Origin of the sequence: Streptomyces sp. TG1A-60, assembly GCF_037201975.1 — a bacterium.
Classification (GTDB): Bacteria; Actinomycetota; Actinomycetes; order Streptomycetales; family Streptomycetaceae; genus Streptomyces.
Window position 1 is genome coordinate 3,268,222 of sequence record NZ_CP147520.1, and the last position, 19,271, is coordinate 3,287,492.

Annotated in this window: 16 protein-coding genes, 1 pseudogene and 1 riboswitch; of the genes and pseudogenes, 10 read left to right on the top strand and 7 right to left on the bottom strand. The window is 71.4% G+C overall.

Annotation, left to right across the window (positions count from 1 at the left end):
* Nucleotides 1–49 precede the first annotated feature (49 nt).
* The 5 genes from WBG99_RS13685 (at nucleotide 50) to WBG99_RS13705 (ending at nucleotide 7,615) form a co-directional block, all read left to right on the top strand.
* Nucleotides 50–1,270: a sensor domain-containing protein gene (locus WBG99_RS13685; protein ID WP_338896582.1), complete on the top strand. Its 1,221-nt coding sequence runs from the start codon at nucleotides 50–52 to the stop codon at nucleotides 1,268–1,270.
* Nucleotides 1,271–1,510: 240 nt separating this feature from the next.
* On the top strand, nucleotides 1,511–2,881 hold the full coding sequence (locus WBG99_RS13690; RefSeq protein ID WP_338896583.1) for a sensor domain-containing protein: 1,371 nt from the start codon (nucleotides 1,511–1,513) through the stop codon (nucleotides 2,879–2,881).
* Nucleotides 2,882–3,534: 653 nt separating this feature from the next.
* Nucleotides 3,535–4,194, top strand: a complete 660-nt coding sequence (locus WBG99_RS13695; RefSeq protein ID WP_338900331.1) for a response regulator transcription factor — start codon at nucleotides 3,535–3,537, stop codon at nucleotides 4,192–4,194.
* A 402-nt stretch (nucleotides 4,195–4,596) separates the two neighbouring features.
* Nucleotides 4,597–6,534 carry a 2-oxoacid:acceptor oxidoreductase subunit alpha gene (locus WBG99_RS13700; RefSeq protein WP_338896584.1) on the top strand — a complete coding sequence of 646 codons (1,938 nt, stop codon included), beginning with the start codon at nucleotides 4,597–4,599 and terminating at the stop codon, nucleotides 6,532–6,534.
* The gene (locus tag WBG99_RS13705) at nucleotides 6,527–7,615 is read left to right on the top strand and encodes a 2-oxoacid:ferredoxin oxidoreductase subunit beta (protein ID WP_338896585.1); all 1,089 of its coding nucleotides are present in this window, start codon (nucleotides 6,527–6,529) and stop codon (nucleotides 7,613–7,615) included. The genes WBG99_RS13700 and WBG99_RS13705 overlap by 8 nt, the downstream gene beginning before the upstream one ends.
* Nucleotides 7,616–7,645: 30 nt before the next feature.
* Here the strand turns inward: WBG99_RS13705 and WBG99_RS13710 are convergent, their stop codons facing one another.
* Nucleotides 7,646–8,014 (bottom strand): helix-turn-helix domain-containing protein, encoded by a 369-nt coding sequence (locus tag WBG99_RS13710; RefSeq protein WP_338896586.1) that lies wholly within the window; start codon nucleotides 8,012–8,014, stop codon nucleotides 7,646–7,648.
* 91 nt (nucleotides 8,015–8,105) lie between these two features.
* Between WBG99_RS13710 and WBG99_RS13715 the strand changes: the two genes are divergently transcribed.
* From WBG99_RS13715 to WBG99_RS13725, 3 genes are all read left to right on the top strand, one after another.
* Entirely contained in the window at nucleotides 8,106–8,960 is an 855-nt protein-coding gene (locus WBG99_RS13715; RefSeq protein ID WP_338896587.1) for an SDR family oxidoreductase, read from the top strand.
* A 240-nt stretch (nucleotides 8,961–9,200) separates the two neighbouring features.
* On the top strand, nucleotides 9,201–10,250 hold the full coding sequence (rarD, locus tag WBG99_RS13720) for an EamA family transporter RarD (RefSeq protein ID WP_338896588.1): 1,050 nt from the start codon (nucleotides 9,201–9,203) through the stop codon (nucleotides 10,248–10,250).
* Between the two features lie 15 nt (nucleotides 10,251–10,265).
* Nucleotides 10,266–10,406, top strand: coding sequence for a hypothetical protein (locus WBG99_RS13725; RefSeq protein ID WP_338896589.1), 141 nt, complete (start codon nucleotides 10,266–10,268; stop codon nucleotides 10,404–10,406).
* A gap of 73 nt (nucleotides 10,407–10,479) precedes the next feature.
* Here the strand turns inward: WBG99_RS13725 and WBG99_RS13730 are convergent, their stop codons facing one another.
* Both WBG99_RS13730 and WBG99_RS13735 read right to left on the bottom strand, forming a co-directional pair.
* On the bottom strand, nucleotides 10,480–11,796 hold the full coding sequence (locus WBG99_RS13730; protein ID WP_338896590.1) for a tetratricopeptide repeat protein: 1,317 nt from the start codon (nucleotides 11,794–11,796) through the stop codon (nucleotides 10,480–10,482).
* A gap of 114 nt (nucleotides 11,797–11,910) precedes the next feature.
* Nucleotides 11,911–12,036, bottom strand: a complete 126-nt coding sequence (locus tag WBG99_RS13735; RefSeq protein ID WP_338896591.1) for a hypothetical protein — start codon at nucleotides 12,034–12,036, stop codon at nucleotides 11,911–11,913.
* A 409-nt stretch (nucleotides 12,037–12,445) separates the two neighbouring features.
* Here WBG99_RS13735 and WBG99_RS13740 point away from each other — a divergent pair, with 409 nt between their 5' ends.
* Nucleotides 12,446–13,636, top strand: a complete 1,191-nt coding sequence (locus WBG99_RS13740) for an amidase (protein WP_338900332.1) — start codon at nucleotides 12,446–12,448, stop codon at nucleotides 13,634–13,636.
* A pseudogene (locus WBG99_RS13745) lies at nucleotides 13,636–13,783 on the top strand (flavodoxin); the annotation flags it as partial. The gene WBG99_RS13740 and the pseudogene WBG99_RS13745, both read left to right, overlap by 1 nt.
* 60 nt (nucleotides 13,784–13,843) lie before the next feature.
* On the opposite strand, the gene WBG99_RS13750 reads toward WBG99_RS13745, so the two are convergent.
* The 4 genes from WBG99_RS13750 to WBG99_RS13765 all read right to left on the bottom strand — a co-directional run bounded on the left by WBG99_RS13750 (nucleotide 13,844) and on the right by WBG99_RS13765 (nucleotide 18,424).
* Complete coding sequence (locus WBG99_RS13750; RefSeq protein WP_338896592.1) at nucleotides 13,844–14,752, bottom strand: ABC transporter permease; 909 nt, start codon at nucleotides 14,750–14,752, stop codon at nucleotides 13,844–13,846.
* Entirely contained in the window at nucleotides 14,739–15,746 is a 1,008-nt protein-coding gene (locus WBG99_RS13755) for an ABC transporter ATP-binding protein (protein ID WP_338896593.1), read from the bottom strand. Before WBG99_RS13755 ends, WBG99_RS13750 begins: the two co-directional genes overlap by 14 nt.
* Before the next feature lie 44 nt (nucleotides 15,747–15,790).
* Nucleotides 15,791–17,107, bottom strand: coding sequence for a DUF2092 domain-containing protein (locus WBG99_RS13760; protein ID WP_338896594.1), 1,317 nt, complete (start codon nucleotides 17,105–17,107; stop codon nucleotides 15,791–15,793).
* Between the two features lie 306 nt (nucleotides 17,108–17,413).
* Nucleotides 17,414–18,424 carry a polyprenyl synthetase family protein gene (locus WBG99_RS13765; protein ID WP_338896595.1) on the bottom strand — a complete coding sequence of 337 codons (1,011 nt, stop codon included), beginning with the start codon at nucleotides 18,422–18,424 and terminating at the stop codon, nucleotides 17,414–17,416.
* A 644-nt stretch (nucleotides 18,425–19,068) separates the two neighbouring features.
* Nucleotides 19,069–19,271, top strand: a riboswitch (cyclic di-AMP (ydaO/yuaA leader).

Sequence of the window (19,271 nt, forward strand, 5' to 3'; positions counted from 1 at the left end):
GCGGTCCGCCTCATGGCGCGGGCGGGGGCGGGCGGGCAGGCTGGTCGGCATGACCGATGCCCTCGCCTCCTCGACCGGCTCCGGACGGTCGAACAGCCGTCCGGAGCCCGCCAGCCACACGCCTTCCGAGCCGCTGCCGCCCGCGCGGTTCGCGTTCGAGGGGCAGACGTGGCGGGAGATCGCGCATCTGCTGGCGAACCTGCCGTTGGCGCTGTTCGGGTTCGTGTATGTGATGACGGCGCTGTCCACCAGTGTCTTCCTGACGCTGACGGTGATCGGTTTCCCGCTGCTCGCCGCCGCGCTGATGGGCGCCCGGCAGCTGGGCCGACTGGAGCGGGCGCGGGCCCGCACGCTGCTGCGGGTGCGGGTGGACGAGCCGAGCCCGCTGCCGTTCCGTAACCGCCGGGCGGGCGAGGGGTTCGTCACGCAGGTGTGGATGAGCGTGAAGGATCCGGTCGGCTGGCGTTCGATGCTCTACGAGCTGATTCGGATGCCGTGGAGCGTCGCGACGTTCGCCATCACCCTCACGGGGCTGTTCGTGGCGTGGCCGGTGCTGCCGTACATCGTGCGCGGGCTGACGAACGTGGACCGGGCGATGGTGCGCGGCCTGCTGTCGCCCTCCGACGAACTGGAGCGCCGGATCGCCGAACTGGAGTCCGACCGGGGGGTCGTCGTCGACACCGCGGCGGCCGATCTGCGGCGTATCGAGCGGGATCTGCACGACGGGGCGCAGGCGCGGCTGGTGAACCTGGCGATGGGGCTCGGTCTGGCGAAGGAGAAGTTGCTGGAGGACCCCGACGCGGCGGCCTCGATGGTGGCGGAGGCGCACGGCGAGGTGAAGCTGGCGCTTCAGGAGCTGCGGGATCTGGCGCGGGGCATCCATCCGGCCGTCCTGACGGACCGGGGGCTCGACGCGGCGCTGTCGGCGGTCGCCTCGCGGTGCACCGCGCCGGTGAAGGTGACCGTCGATCTCGCCGTCCGGCCCGCCGCCGCCATCGAGGGCATCGCGTACTTCACCGTGTCCGAGTTGCTGCAGAACGTCAGCAAGCACAGTGGGGCGAAGTCGGCCGCCGTGGACGTCTGGCGGTCCGACGACCGGCTGCTGATCCAGGTCTGGGACGACGGCTGCGGCGGGGCCGACCTCAACGGCGGCACGGGCGTCGCCGGCCTCGCGGAACGGCTCGACGCCGTCGACGGGCTCTTCGTCATCGAGTCACCGGTGGGCGGGCCGACGACGATCACGGCGGAGTTGCCGTGGCGGGAGCGTTGACGTCGACATCGATGTCGACCGGGTGGCGGTGAGGGCGGGGTCGGGTGCGTCGCGGGGCGGGGCCGTGCATGGGCGCTGACCGTGCGTCGCGGCCCGGCCGACCGGGGCGGGTGGGGTGGGCGGGGTGGGGAAAACCCCCGTGCCGAGACGCCGATGTGCTCCATGGTCCGGGCGGCTGGGGGCGAGCACTGTGGGAGTACGGCATCCGAAGTGCGGGACGATCAGAGACGGGCGAGGGCGATGGCCACGGAGTACGGACGCGGGTACGAGAGGTGGGGCGGGGAGCGGCGGCATCGGCTGCCGGCCGGGTTGCGGGCGCCGATCGAGGCACGCACCTGGCGGGAGTTCGGATATGTGCTGCTGGGGCTCCCGATCGGGATTCTGCTGTTCACGTACGCCGTGACGATGCTGTCCGTCGGCGCGGGCCTGCTGGTCACCTTCCTCGGGGTGCCGGTGCTGGCGGCGGGGCTGGCCGGGTGCCGGGGGTTCGGCGCGCTGGAGCGGGCGCGGGCGCGGGCGCTGCTCGGGGTGGAGGTGGACCCGCCGGAGCCGTTGCCCATGAAGGGGCGCGGGGCGATGGCGTGGATGGGCGCCGTGCTCCGCAGCGGGTCCTCGTGGCGGCACCTGCTGTACGCGGTCGTGCAGTTCCCGTGGTCCGTGTTCTCGTTCGCGGTGGCGGTGAGCTTCTGGACGTACGGCTGGGCGCTGCTGACGTATCCGCTGTGGTTCTGGGTCTTCCCCGTGTGGGCCGGGCAGGACGGGTTGCAGCTGTACGGGGACGAGACGCACTCCGTGTACCTCGACAACCCGTTCGAGGTGACCGTGACCGCACTGGTGGGGCTGCTCTTCACCGTGGCCACCCCGTGGATCCTGCGGGCGCTGACGATGGTCGACCGGGTGAGCGTGACCGCGTTGCTCGGGCCGTCGCGGCTGGGGGCGCGGGTGGTGGAGCTGGAGTCGGACCGGGGGGTCGTGGTCGACACGGCTGCCGCCGATCTGCGGCGTATCGAGCGGAATCTGCACGATGGCGCGCAGGCTCGACTGGCGGCGCTGGCCATGGAGCTGGGGCTGGCGCAGGAGAAGATGGCGGAGGATCCGCGGGCGGCGGCGGTGATGGTGGACTCGGCGCACGGGGAAGTGAAGACGGCGTTGCGGGAGCTGCGGGAGCTGGCGCGGGGCATCCATCCGGCCGTGCTCACCGACCGGGGGCTCGACGCGGCGCTGTCGGCGGTCGCCTCGCGGTGTGCGGTGCCGGTGGTGGTGGACGTGGATCTGCCGGCGCGGCCGGTGCCGGCGATCGAGGGGATCGCGTACTTCACCGTGTCGGAGCTGCTCCAGAACGTGAGCGGGCACGCGGGGGCTTCGCGCGCGACCGTGGATGTGTGGAAGGTCGAGGACCGGCTGATGCTCCAGGTCATGGACGACGGCATGGGAGGCGCCGACACCGCGTCCGGGTCCGGTCTCGCGGGGCTGGCCGAGCGGATCGGTGCCGTCGACGGAATCCTGATCGTCGACTCACCGGCCGGCGGCCCCACACGCGTGACGGCGGAGCTGCCGTGGCGGGCGGCGCGAGGGAGCGGGGCTGCGAGCGCCGGCTCGGGGAGGGCCTGACGGTGGGCCGAGGTCGGTGCCTTGCGGCGGCCTGGGAAGGGGCGGCCTCATCGTGGCGGCCCGAGAGGAGAACCTGAGGCGGCGACCTGAGAGGTGGCGGCGACCCGAGGGGGCTGAGCGCGGTGCCCGACGGCCGCCTCGTGGCACGGCAGGCGCGCTTGCCCCTCAAGGAGCGGCGTCCGGTGCGTGCTCTCGGCGTGTCGGCCGGAAGGCCTTGTACCGGACGGGTGCATGGGCTTTCGGCCGGTGCGGTGAGAGGGCGTGCCGGGCGTCACGACGGGGCGGACGTTGCCTGTCGCGGCAGACAACCAGGGAGGTGGCCTGACGGCAGCGCGGCCTGGTGGGGCCCTGACCGTGGTGCCAGAAGCGCGTCCAGGGGTTCTCGTCCCTGGGCGCGCCTCCGTGTCTCACCCCGGCGCGTATCCGTGCCCCCCTCCGACGGCGCGGCCCGGGGGCGAGCCCCCTGCCTCGCCGGCACAGGGATGGCAATCGGCCACTTCACAGCCGCTTCCTGCCCCTGTTTTCTCGTCGTCGGAGCGCCTGGGCGGTCCGATGCTGGAATGCTGGTGTCTGCTGTGCGGGCCGGGCCGAGGTCGAGGGTCGGCGGGGGTGGGTGTCGGTTGCCGTGGGGGGAATCAGGCGTGGAGGACAGCGTGCGGGTGGTCATCGCCGAGGATTCGGTGCTGTTGAGGGAGGGGCTGACGCGGCTGTTGACCGACCGGGGGCACGAGGTCGTGGCGGGGGTCGGGGACGGGGAGGCGCTGATCAAGACGATCACGGATCTCGCGGCCCAGGGAGACCTCCCGGACGTGGTCGTGGCGGACGTACGGATGCCGCCGACGCACACGGACGAGGGCGTGCGGGCCGCCGTACAGCTGCGGAAGCAGCACGGGGAGCTGGGGGTGCTCGTACTGTCGCAGTACGTGGAGGAGCGGTACGCCACCGAACTGCTCGCGGGGTCCAGTCGCGGCGTCGGGTATCTGCTGAAGGACCGGGTGGCCGAGGTGCGGGAGTTCGTGGACGCGGTCGTACGGGTGGCGCGGGGCGGTACCGCGCTGGACCCGGAGGTGGTCGCGCAGTTGCTCGGGCGGAGCCGGAAGCAGCACGTGCTCGCGGGGCTCACCCCGCGCGAGCGCGAGGTGCTGGGGCTGATGGCGGAGGGGCGGACGAACTCCGCGATAGCCCGGCAGCTCGTGGTCAGTGACGGTGCCGTCGAGAAGCACGTCAGCAATATCTTTCTCAAGCTCGGGCTGTCCCAGAGCGACGGGGACCATCGGCGTGTTCTGGCGGTGCTCACCTACCTCAATTCATGATCACCTGACACTGTGTCAGTTACATCGGGGCTCGGACCGGTCGGTTCGGCGGGCCGGGCGGCTCGTGATCGATCGACTCGCGGTCCATCGGGACGGTCGGGAGGGTCGGCTCGCGACCCATCGGCGTTCGCCTCCGCCCGGCCTCGCCCAACCCCCGCCCACCCCCGTCCAGCCCGCGCCCACCCCCCGTCCGACGGAGAGCCACCGAACGGCGGTCCGTGGCTCCACGGGAAGCACCACAGGCAGGTAAAGCATGACAATTCAGGGTGCCCGAGAGTCTCGAAACAGCGTCCATCAGGCGAAAGGGCGAGGGAAGGGCACCCTCGCCGACGTAGGGTTGGTCTTGGGAGGGCCGGCGGGACGGCCGTTCCCGGACAGCCGCCTCAAGGGAGGTCCAGTTCAGTGACCAGCCAGGTCAGCAGCCCAGCGGAGCAGGCCGACGAGGCCGCTCTGGGAGAACTGAGGGAACAGCGCAGAACGACGGGGACGAAGGACGTCCGTCGGCTCGATCGGGTGATCATCCGGTTCGCGGGCGACTCCGGTGACGGTATGCAGCTCACCGGTGACCGTTTCACCTCCGAAACGGCCTCCTTCGGCAACGACCTCTCCACCCTGCCGAACTTCCCCGCCGAGATCCGCGCCCCCGCCGGCACCCTCCCGGGTGTGTCCAGCTTCCAGCTGCACTTCGCCGACCACGACATCCTCACCCCCGGTGACGCGCCCGATGTGCTCGTCGCGATGAACCCGGCCGCACTGAAGGCGAACATCGGCGACGTACCACGCGGCGCGGAGATCATCGTCAACACCGACGAGTTCACCAAACGGGCTTTGCAGAAGGTCGGGTACCCGACCAGCCCGCTGGAGGACGGCTCACTCGACGGATACAGCGTCCATCCGGTACCGCTGACCACCCTCACCGTCGAGGCCCTCAAGGAATTCGACCTCACCCGCAAGGAGGCCGAGCGCAGCAAGAACATGTTCGCGCTCGGCCTCCTGTCCTGGATGTACCACCGTCCAACCGAGGGCACCGAGAAGTTCCTGGCCGCCAAGTTCGCCAAGAAGCCCGACATCGCCGCCGCCAACCTCGCCGCCTTCCGCGCCGGGTGGAACTTCGGCGAGACCACCGAGGACTTCGCCGTCCGCTACGAGGTCGCGCCCGCCGCGCAGGCGTTCCCCGCCGGCACCTACCGCAACATCTCCGGGAACCTGGCCCTGTCCTACGGCCTGATCGCCGCCTCCCGGCAGGCGGATCTGCCGCTCTACCTGGGCTCCTACCCGATCACCCCGGCCTCGGACATCCTGCACGAGCTGAGCCGGCACAAGAACTTCGGTGTCCGTACCTTCCAGGCGGAGGACGAGATCGCGGGTATCGGGGCGGCACTGGGGGCCGCGTTCGGGGGTTCCCTGGCGGTCACGACGACCTCCGGCCCGGGTGTGGCGCTCAAGTCGGAGACCATCGGACTCGCCGTCTCGCTCGAACTGCCGCTCCTCGTCATCGACATCCAGCGCGGCGGCCCCTCCACCGGGCTGCCGACCAAGACCGAGCAGGCCGACCTGCTCCAGGCCATGTACGGACGCAACGGCGAGGCCCCGGTCCCGGTCGTCGCGCCGCGCACACCCGCCGACTGCTTCGACGCCGCCATCGAGGCGGCCCGCATCGCACTGACGTACCGCACGCCGGTGTTCCTGCTCTCCGACGGCTACCTGGCCAACGGCAGCGAACCCTGGCGCATCCCCGAGCCCGACGAACTCCCCGACCTCACCGTGCAGTTCGCCCAGGGGCCGAACCACACGCTCGACGACGGCACCGAGACGTTCTGGCCCTACAAGCGCGACCCTCAGACCCTCGCCCGCCCGTGGGCGGTCCCGGGCACGCCGGGGCTCGAACACCGCATCGGCGGCATCGAGAAACAGGACGGCACCGGCAACATCTCCTACGACCCGGCCAACCACGACCTCATGGTGCGGACCCGGCAGGCGAAGACCGACGGGATCGACGTCCCCGACGTCGACGTCGACGACCCGCACGAGGCGCGCACGCTCGTACTGGGCTGGGGGTCGACATACGGGCCGATCACTGCGGCGGTACGGCGGCTGCGGACGGCCGGGGAGTCCATCGCGCAGGCCCATCTGCGGCATCTCAACCCGTTCCCGCGCAATCTCGGGACGGTGCTGAGGCGTTACGACAAGGTGGTGATCCCCGAGATGAACCTCGGGCAGCTCGCCACCCTCGTCCGGGCGAAGTACCTGGTCGACGCCCAGCCGTACAACCAGGTGAACGGCATGCCGTTCAAGGCGGAGCAGCTCGCCACGGCTCTCAAGGAGGCCATCGATGGCTGAGAGGTCCACGGAAGGCACCGCAGGCGCGGGCACGGTCGAGGCCCTGTCGCTGGTGCCGAAGGCCGAGGCCAAGCAGTCCATGAAGGACTTCAAGTCCGACCAGGAAGTGCGCTGGTGCCCCGGTTGCGGCGACTACGCGATCCTTGCCGCCGTACAGGGCTTCATGCCCGAACTCGGCCTGGCGAAGGAGAACATCGTCTTCGTCTCCGGCATCGGCTGCTCCTCCCGCTTCCCGTACTACATGGACACCTACGGGATGCACTCCATCCACGGCCGCGCCCCCGCCATCGCCACCGGCCTCGCCACCTCCCGACGCGATCTGTCCGTCTGGGTCGTCACCGGCGACGGCGACGCCCTCTCCATCGGCGGCAACCACCTCATCCACGCCCTGCGCCGCAACGTCAACCTCAAGATCCTCCTGTTCAACAACCGGATCTACGGCCTCACCAAAGGCCAGTACTCCCCCACCTCCGAAGTCGGCAAGATCACCAAGTCCACGCCGATGGGCTCACTCGACGCCCCCTTCAACCCGGTGTCACTCGCCATCGGCGCGGAGGCGTCCTTCGTCGCGCGGACCGTGGACTCCGACCGCAAGCACCTCACGGAAGTGCTCCGACAGGCCGCCGCCCACCCCGGCACGGCCCTGGTCGAGATCTACCAGAACTGCAACATCTTCAACGACGGCGCCTTCGAGGCCCTGAAGGACCGCCAGCAGGCCGAGGAGGCCGTGATCCGCCTGGAACACGGCAAGCAGATCAGGTTCGGGACGGACCGCGCGCGGGGCGTCGTACGGGACGAGGCCACCGGCGACCTCAAGGTCGTCACCGTCACGCCCGAGAACGAGTCCCGGGTCCTGGTCCACGACGCCCACGCCGCGTCCCCGACCACCGCCTTCGCCCTCTCCCGCCTCGCCGACCCGGACACGCTGCACCACACCCCGATCGGCGTCCTCCGCTCCGTCGAACGGCCCGTCTACGACACCCTGATGGCCGACCAACTCGACACCGCCGTCGAACAGTTCGGCAAGGGTGACCTGTCGGCACTGCTGGCGGGCGGGGACACCTGGACGGTTGTCGGCTGAGTACGGTTCTCCTGGAGGCCCGGGTCCGCTTCAGGCCCGGGCCTCGTCGTATGTCCGGCGGGCCTGCTCCACGTCGTCCATGCGGTCCTCGGTCCAGGCGGCCAGGGCGCGGACCTGTTCGGCGGCCTCCCGGCCGAGGTCGGTGAGGGAGTAGTCGACGCGGGGCGGGATGACGGGCTTGGCGTCGCGATGGACGAGGCCGTCGCGCTCCAGGTTCTGGAGGGTCTGGGTGAGCATCTTCTCGCTGACGCGCCCGATGGCCCGGCGCAGCTCGCTGAAGCGGTAGGGGCGCTCCAGCAGCTCGATCAGGACGAGGACGCCCCAGCGGCTGGTGACGTGTTCCAGGACGAGGCGGTACGGGCACATGCCCTCGGCGTCCCTCTTACCACTTACGACCATGCCAGTACCTTACTTCAAAGTGGGTACTTTCATTCAGTTAGCGCACAACTTAGGGTTAGTGGCGTACCCGCCCCCCTGGAGGAGTCACACCATGAGCATCGTCGTCACCGGAGCAACCGGAAACCTCGGCAAGTTCGTCATCGAAGGGCTGCTGGAGAAGGTCCCGGCCGAGCAGATCACGGCCGTCGTACGCAGCGCGGAGAAGGCCGCCGGGTTCGCGGCGCGCGGCGTGAAGATCGCCGTCGCCGACTACAGCGCCCCCGAGACCTTCGACGGCGTGTTCGCCGCCGGCGACAAGGTGCTGCTGATCTCCGGCAGCGAGGTGGACAAGGGCCGCGTCGCCCAGCACCAGGTCGTGATCGACGCCGCGAAGGCGGCCGGGGTCGCGCTGCTCGCGTACACCAGCGCGCCGGGCAGCCTGACGGCCGCGCTGGCGGACGACCACCGGGGCACCGAGGAGGCACTGCTCGCCTCCGGTCTGCCGTACGTCCTGCTGCGCAACGGCTGGTACAACGAGAACTACACCGAGCAGCTGGCCCCGGTACTGGAGTACAACGCCGTCACCCACGCCGCCGGGGAGGGCCGGGTCTCCTCCGCGGCCCGCGCGGACTACGCCGCCGCCGCGGTCGCCGCGCTGACCGGGCAGGGCCACGAGAACAAGACGTACGAGCTGGGCGGCGACGTCGCGTGGAGCTTCGCCGAGTACGCGGCCGAGCTGAGCCGGCAGACCGGCAAGGAGATCGCGAACAACCCCGTCCCCGTCGACGCCCTCGTCGGCATCCTCACCGGCGCCGGGCTCCCCGAGCCGTTCGCCGCGATCCTCGCGGGCGTCGACGCGTCCATCGAGAAGGGCGAGCTGGTCGTCTCCTCCGGCGACCTCTCCCGCCTGATCGGCCGGCCGACGACGCCGATCGCGGCGTCGATCTCGGCGGCACTGAAGGCGTGACCGGCCCGAGCCGGACATCTGAACCCCCGGGGCCATGAGCCCCGGCCATGAGCCCCGGACTCCCCCTCGGGGCCTCGCCCCCGGCTGTCATGACCGTATCCCGATACGGGCATGACAGCCGGGGGTGCTCGGCGTTACCTTCGTGAGGGCCTGAGGCTGAGGGCCTGAGGCTGAGGGCTTCGGCGCTGTGGCCGAGGGCATGGGGGTCGCGGCGGTGCGGCCGGGCGAGAAGGAGGGGCCGTGGCGGCGCAGTCGAGGAGCGAGCACCGGATAGGGCTGTTGAACGGCTTCGCGGCATACGGGATGTGGGGGCTCGTTCCCCTCTTCTGGCCCCTGCTGAAGCCCACCGGCGCGGTGGAGATACTCGCCCACCGCATGGTCTGGTCCCTCGCGGTCGTCGGCCTCGCCCTGCTGGTGCTGCGGCGCTGGTCCTGGGCCGGTGAGCTGCTGCGCCAGCCACGCAGGCTCGGCCTGATCACGGTCGCGGCATCGGTGATCACCGTCAACTGGGGCGTGTACATCTGGGCCGTGAACACCGAGCAGGTCGTCGAGGCCTCCCTCGGGTACTTCATCAACCCGCTCGTCACCATCGCCATCGGCGTTCTGCTGCTGAAGGAACGGCTGCGGCCCGTCCAGTGGGCGGCGGTCGGTGTCGGCTTCACGGCCGTCCTCGTCCTCGCCCTCGGATACGGGCGACCGCCGTGGATCTCCCTCTGCCTCGCCTTCTCCTTCGCCACGTACGGGCTGGTGAAGAAGAAGCTCAACCTGGGCGGCGTAGAGTCGCTCGCCGCGGAGACCGCGGTCCAGTTCCTGCCCGCACTGGCGTATCTGCTGTGGCTGGGGTCCCAGGGAGACTCCACCTTCGGCACGGAGGGGACGGGGCACGCCCTGCTCCTCGCCGCGACCGGCCTGGTGACCGCCCTGCCGCTGGTCTGCTTCGGGGCCGCCGCGATCCGGGTACCGCTGTCCACGCTGGGGCTGCTGCAGTATCTGGCGCCGGTGTTCCAGTTCCTGCTGGGTGTTCTGTACTTCGGTGAGGCCATGCCGCCCGAGCGGTGGGCGGGCTTCGCGCTGGTCTGGCTGGCGCTGTCCCTCCTGACGTGGGACGCGCTGCGTACGGCGCGGGTGGCGCGGCAGCGGTTGGAGAGGCTGGAGGAGCAGGAGGAACATGTGGGGCCGTCGGAGCAGGGGGAACAGGCGGGACAGAGGGAGATCGGCGTGGTGAAGGCCTGGGAGGCCGTGGAGGCGGTTGCCGATGGCTCTGTCGCGCCGACTCCCCTGGCCAAGTAGCACTCCGCGCTGGCCGTGTCCCGCGCGGACTACCGGCCCACGAAGCATCTGCGGTTCGCGTGGTGGGTGCGGAGGAGCTGGTCCAACATCAACGACACAGCGCTCGACCGGAACGGGGACGCGCTGGCGTACGCGGTGTGGGAGCCGTCGGAGTAAGGGCGCTTCCAGAGCCGTTCTGGGACATCAGAGGCTCGCAGAGGGCACTGTTCCCTTCGGGTTCCGGGATCGGTCAGTGGCGTGGGCCGGGGTCGAGCTCGTGGTCGAGGGCGCGGGCTCGTTCGGTGAGACGGAGCATACGTGTGCGGGCCTTTTCGAGCTGTTCGAGGTCATCGGCGGCTGGGCCGTCATCGGCGGCGAGTTCGGTCCAGACGGCGATCAGGTCGCGGCCCAGGTGCAGGCCCTGGAGCGGGTCGCGGACCGCGCGCCAGGCCGCCGCCGCGCTCTGGATGTTCCCGTACGCGGCGCGGGGATCGTTCAGGAGGTGGCGGAGGGCTGCCAGGTCGAGGGAGAGGTGGAAGGAGCGGACGGCATCACCGGCCAAGTAGGCGATGTACGCGGTGAGTTCGCGGATCCTCAGGACCTCCGGGTGCCGTGGGCCGAGTGCCTCCGTCGCCTGGGCCACGGTCTGCTCGGCCCTCTCGGCGGCCTCATCGATCCGGCCCAGCTTCACGGCCTCGTTGATGCGTGCCGTGGGCGCCGCGAAGGGGGAGGCCTCGCCGCCGCTCGTCTCCTCCGGCTCCAACACGGCTTCAGCGACCGCGTCGAACTCCCGCACCGGGGGTGGTTTGGGGCAGGGGTTCTCTTCCGCGACCTTCCATTCGGGGGCGGAGCAGGGTTCCACCGCGGACTCCTCCGGAGAGGCGAGCGCGGCGGCCGGGGCCGGGGGGGTGGCGAGTACGGGCACCGCGTCGGGGGCCTGGTTGAGGCTCGGTGGCCAGGGCCGGGGCTCCAGCGAGACGGGCTTCGCCTCCAGGGACTGCGAGGTCATGCCGTGCACCGGAGCCGGGACCTGCCCCTGACCCTGGATCGGCGGCCACGGCTGAGGCTCCAACGCGGCCGAGGGCACGGGGCCGGGGGTGAGGGCGGGTTCCGCAGGGCCGAACTCGCCCGTCGGGGGTGCGACGGTGCCGAGGGACACGGCTGCATCCGGAACCTCCGCGGGCTGCTCGGCGACAACCGCGGCGCCTGCCGGTCGTTCGGCGATCGATGCAGCGGCGCCCCCCGGCTCTCCTACCCGCACCGGCTCACCGGCGTACTGGCTGGCCCCGTCCACGCACACCCGCAACGGCACCACGTACCCGATCCGCTCGTCGTGGACCGTGGCATGTACGGGGTGACCGGTGGCAAAGGCGAGGCGGTGGAGGTGGCGAAGCACAGCTACCTGGATCTCCTCGCCCTCGTCGGCGACGACCGGCACACCGCCGATCGACGCAGCGCCCGCACCCGGGCCGACCGGGACGTGGACGTCGACCGGCACCGGCGCCGGGGCGGCCGAGGACGCCCAGCGCTTCTGTTCCCGCTTCTTCTCTCGGCTGAGTCGGCGCATCTGTTCCCTCACTCTGATGTGCCGGAGAACCGGCCACACGCTCAGTACCAAGTCTCTCGGCTCGTTCACGGTCTCACGTCACCGTGGCGTCACAGGCGCGTCCCAGAAGCCCGGCTACGAATCGGACCCGGCGCCTGCGCCTGCGGCCACGCCGTCCGGCACCGCGACCACCTCGGCCCCGTACTCGCCGAACTCCGTTCCCCCACCGGCCCGTTCGCGGGCTGCAAGCAGGGCAGCCATCGGGCGAGGACGGGGCCGGTGGTCGAGGCGTACGACGGCTGACGTCCGAGCGACGCTCGGTGTGAGGTCGTCCGAGGCAACCTCGGCGGGAAGAGTAGCGTCACCATGCCGCCCGGATTCCCGTTCACCCACATCCGGCGCAGGTCACCCAGCGGAAACGAGCCCCGAGGACATGGCGGACCAACAGCGAACCAGCGGTGTCGAGAACCAGGGCCCCCCGCAGGAACGGGCACGCGCGGGACCCGATCGTCGCGGTCGTGCCGAGGTCAGTGCCCTCGTCCACGCGGCGACCGATGACGAGCCCTGGAAAGCAGACCGAGAACCCGTGCGGCCTCACACCTCCCCGCCGTCTCCGCCGCTCCCGGCCGGCTTCCGGCCCGACGACTTCGCGACGCTCTCGGCCGAGCGGATCTCCGCCGGTGTACGCGCGCGCGAGATTCGTGCTGTAGACGTGGTGGCGGCCTCACTCGCCCGCATCGAGCACGCGGAGCCCACGCTGCGCGCGTTCGTCGAGGTGTGGGCCGAGGAGGCGTTGCGGCGGGCGGCTGAGGTGGACGCGCGGGTCGCCGCGGGTGTACGGCTGCCGTTGGCCGGGGTGCCGATCGGGGTGAAGGGGCGGGCCGGGCTGCGTGCGGCACCGGCGCGGGCGCTGGTCGCGGCCGGGTGCGTACCCGTGGGGGCGACCTCCGTGCCGGGCCCCGGTACGCCCTGGCAGACCTGGGGGCTCGGGGCGGGCGGCCGGACCGTCAACCCCTGGCGGGCCGACCGGACACCGGGCGGCTCTTCGGCCGGGTCCGCGGCGGCGGTCGCCGCGGGCCTCGTGCCGATGGCCACCGGCACGGACGGCGCCGGGTCGGTACGCATCCCGGCCGCGTGGTGCGGTGTCGTCGGCCTGAAGACCACGAACGGGCGTCTGCCCTCCGCCGACCGTACGGGCCTCACGGCGGCCGGCGTCCTCACCCGGTACGCGTCGGACGCGGCGGCGTACTGGCGGTGCGTGCGGGGCGGGTCGGACCACGAAGGGCACGAGGAGCCGAAACCGGCCGGGCTGACCAAGAACGTGCACACACCCGTCACCGCCGTCTGGTCTGCGGACCTCGGCTTCGCAGACACCGCCCCCGAGCCCGCCGCGATCGCCCACAGCGCCGCGCTCCGCCTCGCGGACACCGGTCTCGTACGGCCCGTACGGCCCGACGAGACCGTACGCCTGATGGACCCGGGGCCGGTTTGGCTCGCCCTCCGCTCCGCACCGGACACCGACCCGGCGGCCGTGCGCGCCACCCACGAACTCCGCGCCGAGAACGACCGGCGGCTCGCCGCCCTCTTCACCGAGGCCGACCTGATCCTCACACCCACCACGCCCAACGCCCCGCACGGTCATGAGGGCCCCGGTGACCGCTACTCCACGGCCCTCACCTGGGCGTTCAACCTCAGTGGCCACCCCGCCACGAGCATCCCGGCCGGCTTCGACTCCGACGGCTGCCCGGTCGGCCTCCACCTGGTGACCCGGCACGGCGGGGAGGACCTGTTGCTGCGCCTCGCACGCGGCGCCGAAGCCGCCCGGACCCACCCCGACCGACAGCGGGAGAACCCGGCATGAGATGGACCGACCACTGGCCGGGTTGGCTACGCACCCCCGGGCTCGACTTCAAGCAGACGATGGCGGGCCGCACTCTCTGTCGGGTCACCGCGCCCGCCCACTACGAGAAGGAGGCCGCCGAGCCCTCGCGGCACGCTCGACAACTCCGGGGAACCGCCGTTCACGCGCTTCCCGTACGACACGGAGGAGGACGCCTCCTGAGCCGGGTCAGGCGGTGATGTCCTTCGCCGTGAACCGCGCCCACGCCGCCGAGCCGAACACCGCCGCGTACAGGGCCTGGAGGCCGAGGTTGCGTCGCAGGTCGTCCCAGTAGACGGGCTCGCGCATGAGGTCGGCGAAGGAGAACCAGTAGTGGGAGAAGAAGTACGGGTGGAGGGTGTCGAGCTGGGGGATCTGGCCGAGGATCTGGACGGTGACGAGGAGCCCCACCGTGGTGGCCATCGCCGCGATGCCGCTGTTGGTGAGGGTGGAGATGAACAGCCCGAGGGCCGCGATCCCGGTCAGTGACGCGGCCACCGCCAACGCGATCAGCAGCGCCCGCAGCAGCCCCTCGGCGAAGCTGATGCGCGTGCCGGAGATCGTCGTCACGTCTCCCAAGGGGAACAGCAGCGCCCCGACGGTCAGCGCGGAGGCCGCCACCACGAGGGTGGCGACCAGACAGAAGGTCATCGTCGTCGCGTACTTGGTGAGCAGCAGCCGGGTCCGGCCGGCGGGCGAGACCAGCAGATAGCGGAGGGTGCCCGCGTTCGCCTCGCCCGCGATCGCGTCTCCGGCGATCACCCCGACGGCCATCGGCAGGAAGAAGGGGAGCGTCGCGGCCAGCGCCGTGAACACCAGGAACAGCCCGTTGTTGCTGATCTGCGCGATGAACGCCGGGCCGCCACCGCCACCGCCGCCCGTCGAGGACCCGTCACCGGTCTCGATCCGCACCGCGATCCCCACGAGAACCGGCACCGCCGCGAGCACGGCCAGCAGCGCGATCGTCCGCCACCGCCGGAAGGTGGTCACCAACTCGCTGCGAAACAGCCCGAAGGTCCACAGGAGGCCGGGTGTACGGGCGGCCGTGCCGACGGCGGCCGTGCCGGCATCCGTGCCCGTGGTGTCAGCCCGCGACATCGAAACCCTCCCCCGTCAGCGCCACGAACGCGTCCTCCAGCGAGGCCCGTTCGAGGCCGAAGCCGCGGACGCGGACGCCCGCGGTGACCAACGCGGCGTTCAGTTCGGCGAGGTCGCGGTCGGGTGGCGGCGGTTCGGCCGTCACCCGGCTCCCCTCCGGTGCGCCACCCACGGCACCGCCCCCGGGCCCCTCGCCCTCGGTCACCACCACATCCCCGACACCCTGTTCCTTGAGCACCCGCGCCGCGTCCGCCGTGTCGGGCGTGGTGACGACGAGGCGTCCGCGTGCCCCGGCGGCCAGTTCACCGACCGGCCCCTGGGTGATCAGCCGGCCCCGGGCCATGACGGCGGCGTGGGTGCAGACCTGCTCGACCTCGTCGAGGAGGTGGGAGGAGAGGAAGACGGTGGTGCCGTCGGACGCCAACTCCCTTACCAGCGCCCGGATCTCCCGCATGCCCTGCGGGTCGAGGCCGTTGGTCGGCTCGTCGAGGACGAGGAGGCGGCGCGGCTGGAGCAGGGCCGCCGCGAGACCCAGCCGCTGTTTCATGCCCAGCGAGTACGCCTTCGCCTTCTTGCCGGCGTCGGCCGTGAGTCCGACCCGGTCGAGCGCGGCGCCGACCCGCGTACGCCGGGTGCGCGGGTCGGCGGTCGGGTCCGCGGAGTCGTAGCGCAGCAGGTTGTCGCGCCCGGAGAGGAACCCGTACAGCGCGGGTCCCTCGATGAGCGCGCCCACGTGCGGGAGCACGGTCCGGATGGAGCGCGGCATGGGCCGGCCGAGGACCCTGGTCGTGCCCGAGGTCGGCTCGATCAGGCCCATCAGCATGCGGATGGTGGTGGTCTTGCCCGAGCCGTTCGGGCCGAGGAATCCGAAGACACTGCCCGCCGGGACGGTCAGATCGAGGCCGTCCACGGCGAGCTGCCCGCCGCGGTAGCGCTTGGTGAGCGCGCGGGTGGCGATCACTGCGTCCGGGTCCGCGGCGGACAGCTCCTCCATGGACTCCCTCGATTCACGTACGGCGACGAGCTAGGCTCCGACGGCTACTTGGCCGCGTCGGCCGCCTTCACCAGCGCGTCCTTGGTGACGGCGCCCGCGTACACCTTGCCGTCCTCGGTGAACAGGACGTTGATCAGCCGGGTCTTGAAGACCGTACCGGAGCCGAACTCGCCCGTGACCTGGTCGCCGAGGGAGTTCAGGAACCCGTCGACGCGGGCGTCACCACCCGCGTCGGAGCCGCCGCCGGTGGGCATGCCGCCCTCGGTGCCGCTGTCGAACTCGGCGATGGTGCTCCAGCCCTTGCCGATGGTCTTCAGCCCGTCGAGTCCGCTCGCGAACCCCTCCTCGGAGCCGTCGTGGCCCCTGGCGTCCTTGTGCGCCGCGCCCTTGCCTGACTCGTCGGCCTTGTTGTCGTGGTGGCCCGACTCCTCCATCTCGTCGGCCTCGGTGACCTTCGCGCCCTTCGGTGGCTCGAAGTCGAACGTCGACGCGGCGGGCTTGCCGAAGTCGACCTTGGTGAAGCCCGCGTCCACGACGGCCGCGCCGCCGCTCGCCGGGGTGAGCGTGAACTTCAGCGGCAGCCCCGTCTTCGCGTCCACGGCGATCGAGATCGCCCCGACCGTCGAACCGGACTGCTTCGGCTGGATCACCAGCTTGTACGCGTCCCGCCCGGCGACCTGCGCGGTCCCGTCGACGGTCACGGACGTGGTGTCGTCGACGGCCTTCAGGGCCTCCTCGGCGAGCTCCCGGGGTGTGGCGGGCACGTCCTCGGTGGCGCCGGGAGCGCCCTTGTGGGCCTTGTGGTCCTTGCCATCCTCGGCCCCGGTCGCGTGGTACACCTCGTTCGAGGCACTGTCGTACGCCCACAGGTCGTCGCCGTTGTGGATGACGCTGTACTCGGCCGCGTCGTCCAGCAGCGACAGCTTCTGCTTGTCGGGGCCGTCGGCGGCGACCCGCAACGTGTGGGTCCCGGAGGCGAGTTCGAGGAGCTTGGCGGAAGGGTCGGCGGCCGATCCGCCGTCGCCCTCGGAAGGGTCCTGCGCGAGGCCGCCCGCCAGACCGCCCAGATCGGGCAGGCCCAGATCCGTGGTGATCTTCACCGTGCCGGACACCTGCTGCACGTCCGAGGCAGCGATCTTCTCGATGAGTTCCTGTGCGCTGATCTTCGGCAGATCGGGGTCACCGGAGCCGGCGAAGGCCGGGACGAGCCCGATGGTCGCGGCCGCCACGCCCAGCACGGTGACCGGGACGACATAGCGCGCCGCCTTGCGTCGCCGTGCCGAGCGCTTCTCCTCGACCTCGGCCGCGAGCACGGCCGCGTCACCGGCCCGGCCGCTGTCGTCGGTTTCGTACGGTGCCATGTGTGCCTTACCTCCGTCGTCGGCGGCGGCGTCTGCTCAGAGCCGCCATTCTCACCCGAATCGGTGAGGAGTGGTGATACCCATCTGACCAAATCGGCCGCCGGGAATCGTCAGACTCGGGGCTCAACTCCACGTACTGCTACGGGATGACATGACAAGGCAACACCGGTCCGAACCCGTAGGGGTCGTCGGGGTCGCGAAAGGGCACGCGACGGCGCCGCCGAGCGCGGCGGGCCCGGCAACCCCTTCGCGCAGCTCCCAGCTCGTGGAGGGGGCGGGCAGGGGCGGCGAGGGCCGTTCGGGCGCCTAACCCGCCCGGTGCACGACCGCGTCGCACAGCTCCACGAGCGCGGCCTTCGCGTCGCACTCCGGCAGGGGCGTCAGCACGGCGCGCGCCTCCTCGGCGTAGCGGATCGTGTCGCGGCGGGCCTGTTCCAGGGCGGGGTGGACGCGGAGCCGGGTGAGGGCCTCGGCGTGCCGGGCCTCGTCGGTGAGATCGGAGTCGAGCAGCTCGCACAGGGCGATGTCGTCCGGCAGCCCCAGCCGTCCCGCCCGCTCGCGCAGCCGCAGCACCGGCATGGTCGGCACGCCCTCGCGGAGATCCGTCCCCGGTGTCTTGCCGGACTCGTGCGAGTCGGAGGCGATGTCGAGGACGTCGTCCGCGAGCTGGAAGGCGACGCCGAGCCGCTCCCCGTACTGGGTCAGCACGTCGACCACCGTCCCGTCGGCTCCCGCCATCAGCGCGCCGAGCCGTCCGGCGACCGCGACCAGGGAGCCGGTCTTGCCGCCGAGCACATCGAGGTAGTGCTCGATCGGGTCGCGTCCGTCGCGCGGCCCCGCCGTCTCCAGGATCTGCCCGGTGACCAGCCGCTCGAAGGCCTCGGCCTGGATACGGACGGCGTCCGGACCGAGGTCGGCGAGGACATGCGAGGCACGGGCAAAAAGGAAATCGCCGGTCAGAACGGCCAGGGAGTTGTCCCAGCGCGCGTTCGCACTCGGCACGCCCCGGCGCACCTCGGCCTCGTCCATCACGTCGTCGTGGTACAGCGTGGCGAGATGCGTCAGCTCGACCACCACGGCCGAGGGCACGACCCCCGGCGCGTACGGGTCGCCGAACTGCGCCGCGAGCATCACCAGCAGCGGCCGGAACCGCTTGCCGCCCGCGCGCAGCAGGTGCTGGGCGGCCTCCTGGATGAAGGGCACCTCGCTCTTGGTGGCTTCGAGCAGACCCTCCTCGACGGCCGCTATTCCGGCCTGGACATCGGCTTCGAGAGCCTGGTCCCGCGCGCTCAGCCCAAACGGCTCGACGACGGTCACGAGGGTTCTCCTGTCTGCTGACGTCTGCTGACGGTCACACGGTCGGTCTCACGGTCGATGACAAAGTTTGTCGATCTGTCGCTGCCATCACCCGAGTCAGCGTATCCGGTCACCTTTCGATCGCCACGAGCGCCCACGGGTTCGCCCGGGGTGGTATGGGACCGCACTCTCCGTATTGCTGATCAACTGATGCGCGCCGATATCCGCCGACGCACACGCCACGCCCCGGCCCGCACGGCGCACCAGGTACCGGCCCGCACGGCGCCCCCGCACACGGTCGCGTACGGCGCCCCACGCGACGCCCCGTCCCGGGCGCCCGCGCCCCCTTCCCGTCCCGCACACACCCCTGCCACCCTCGGCCCGAGTTGACCGATTTGCGGAGTACCGCCCACTTCACCCGACTCCTCTCGTGAGTTGAGTCACGCGCTCCCCGTGCGACACCTTCGCCCCACCCCGTGGATTCTCCCTTTGCGGTAGGCAAGTTGAGCCGCACCCCGCACCCGCACCAGAACGCCGGAACACGACGAAGTCAAGGTCAACTGGATCAATCCACCCAACCGGGACTTGTTCCTGCCATGTGCTCTCGCATACGTTCACACCTCGTCCGGACGGATCGCCGAATCCTGCCGCCGCCCGGACTCCCCACCCACCACTCATCCACGCACGGCAGGAGCGGGGGACCCAGGCAAGCCGCCGGTCCGTCTTTCCCCATCGGACCGGCTAGGGGTGAAGCCACGCGCAGTACGAGCGGACGCGGCACGCACAGCGACCGCCGGACGACGCGCGCGGCCGGGCATCTCCAGCCCGAACCCGACAGCTCACCTCGCAGGCGCCGGAGAGGAATCCT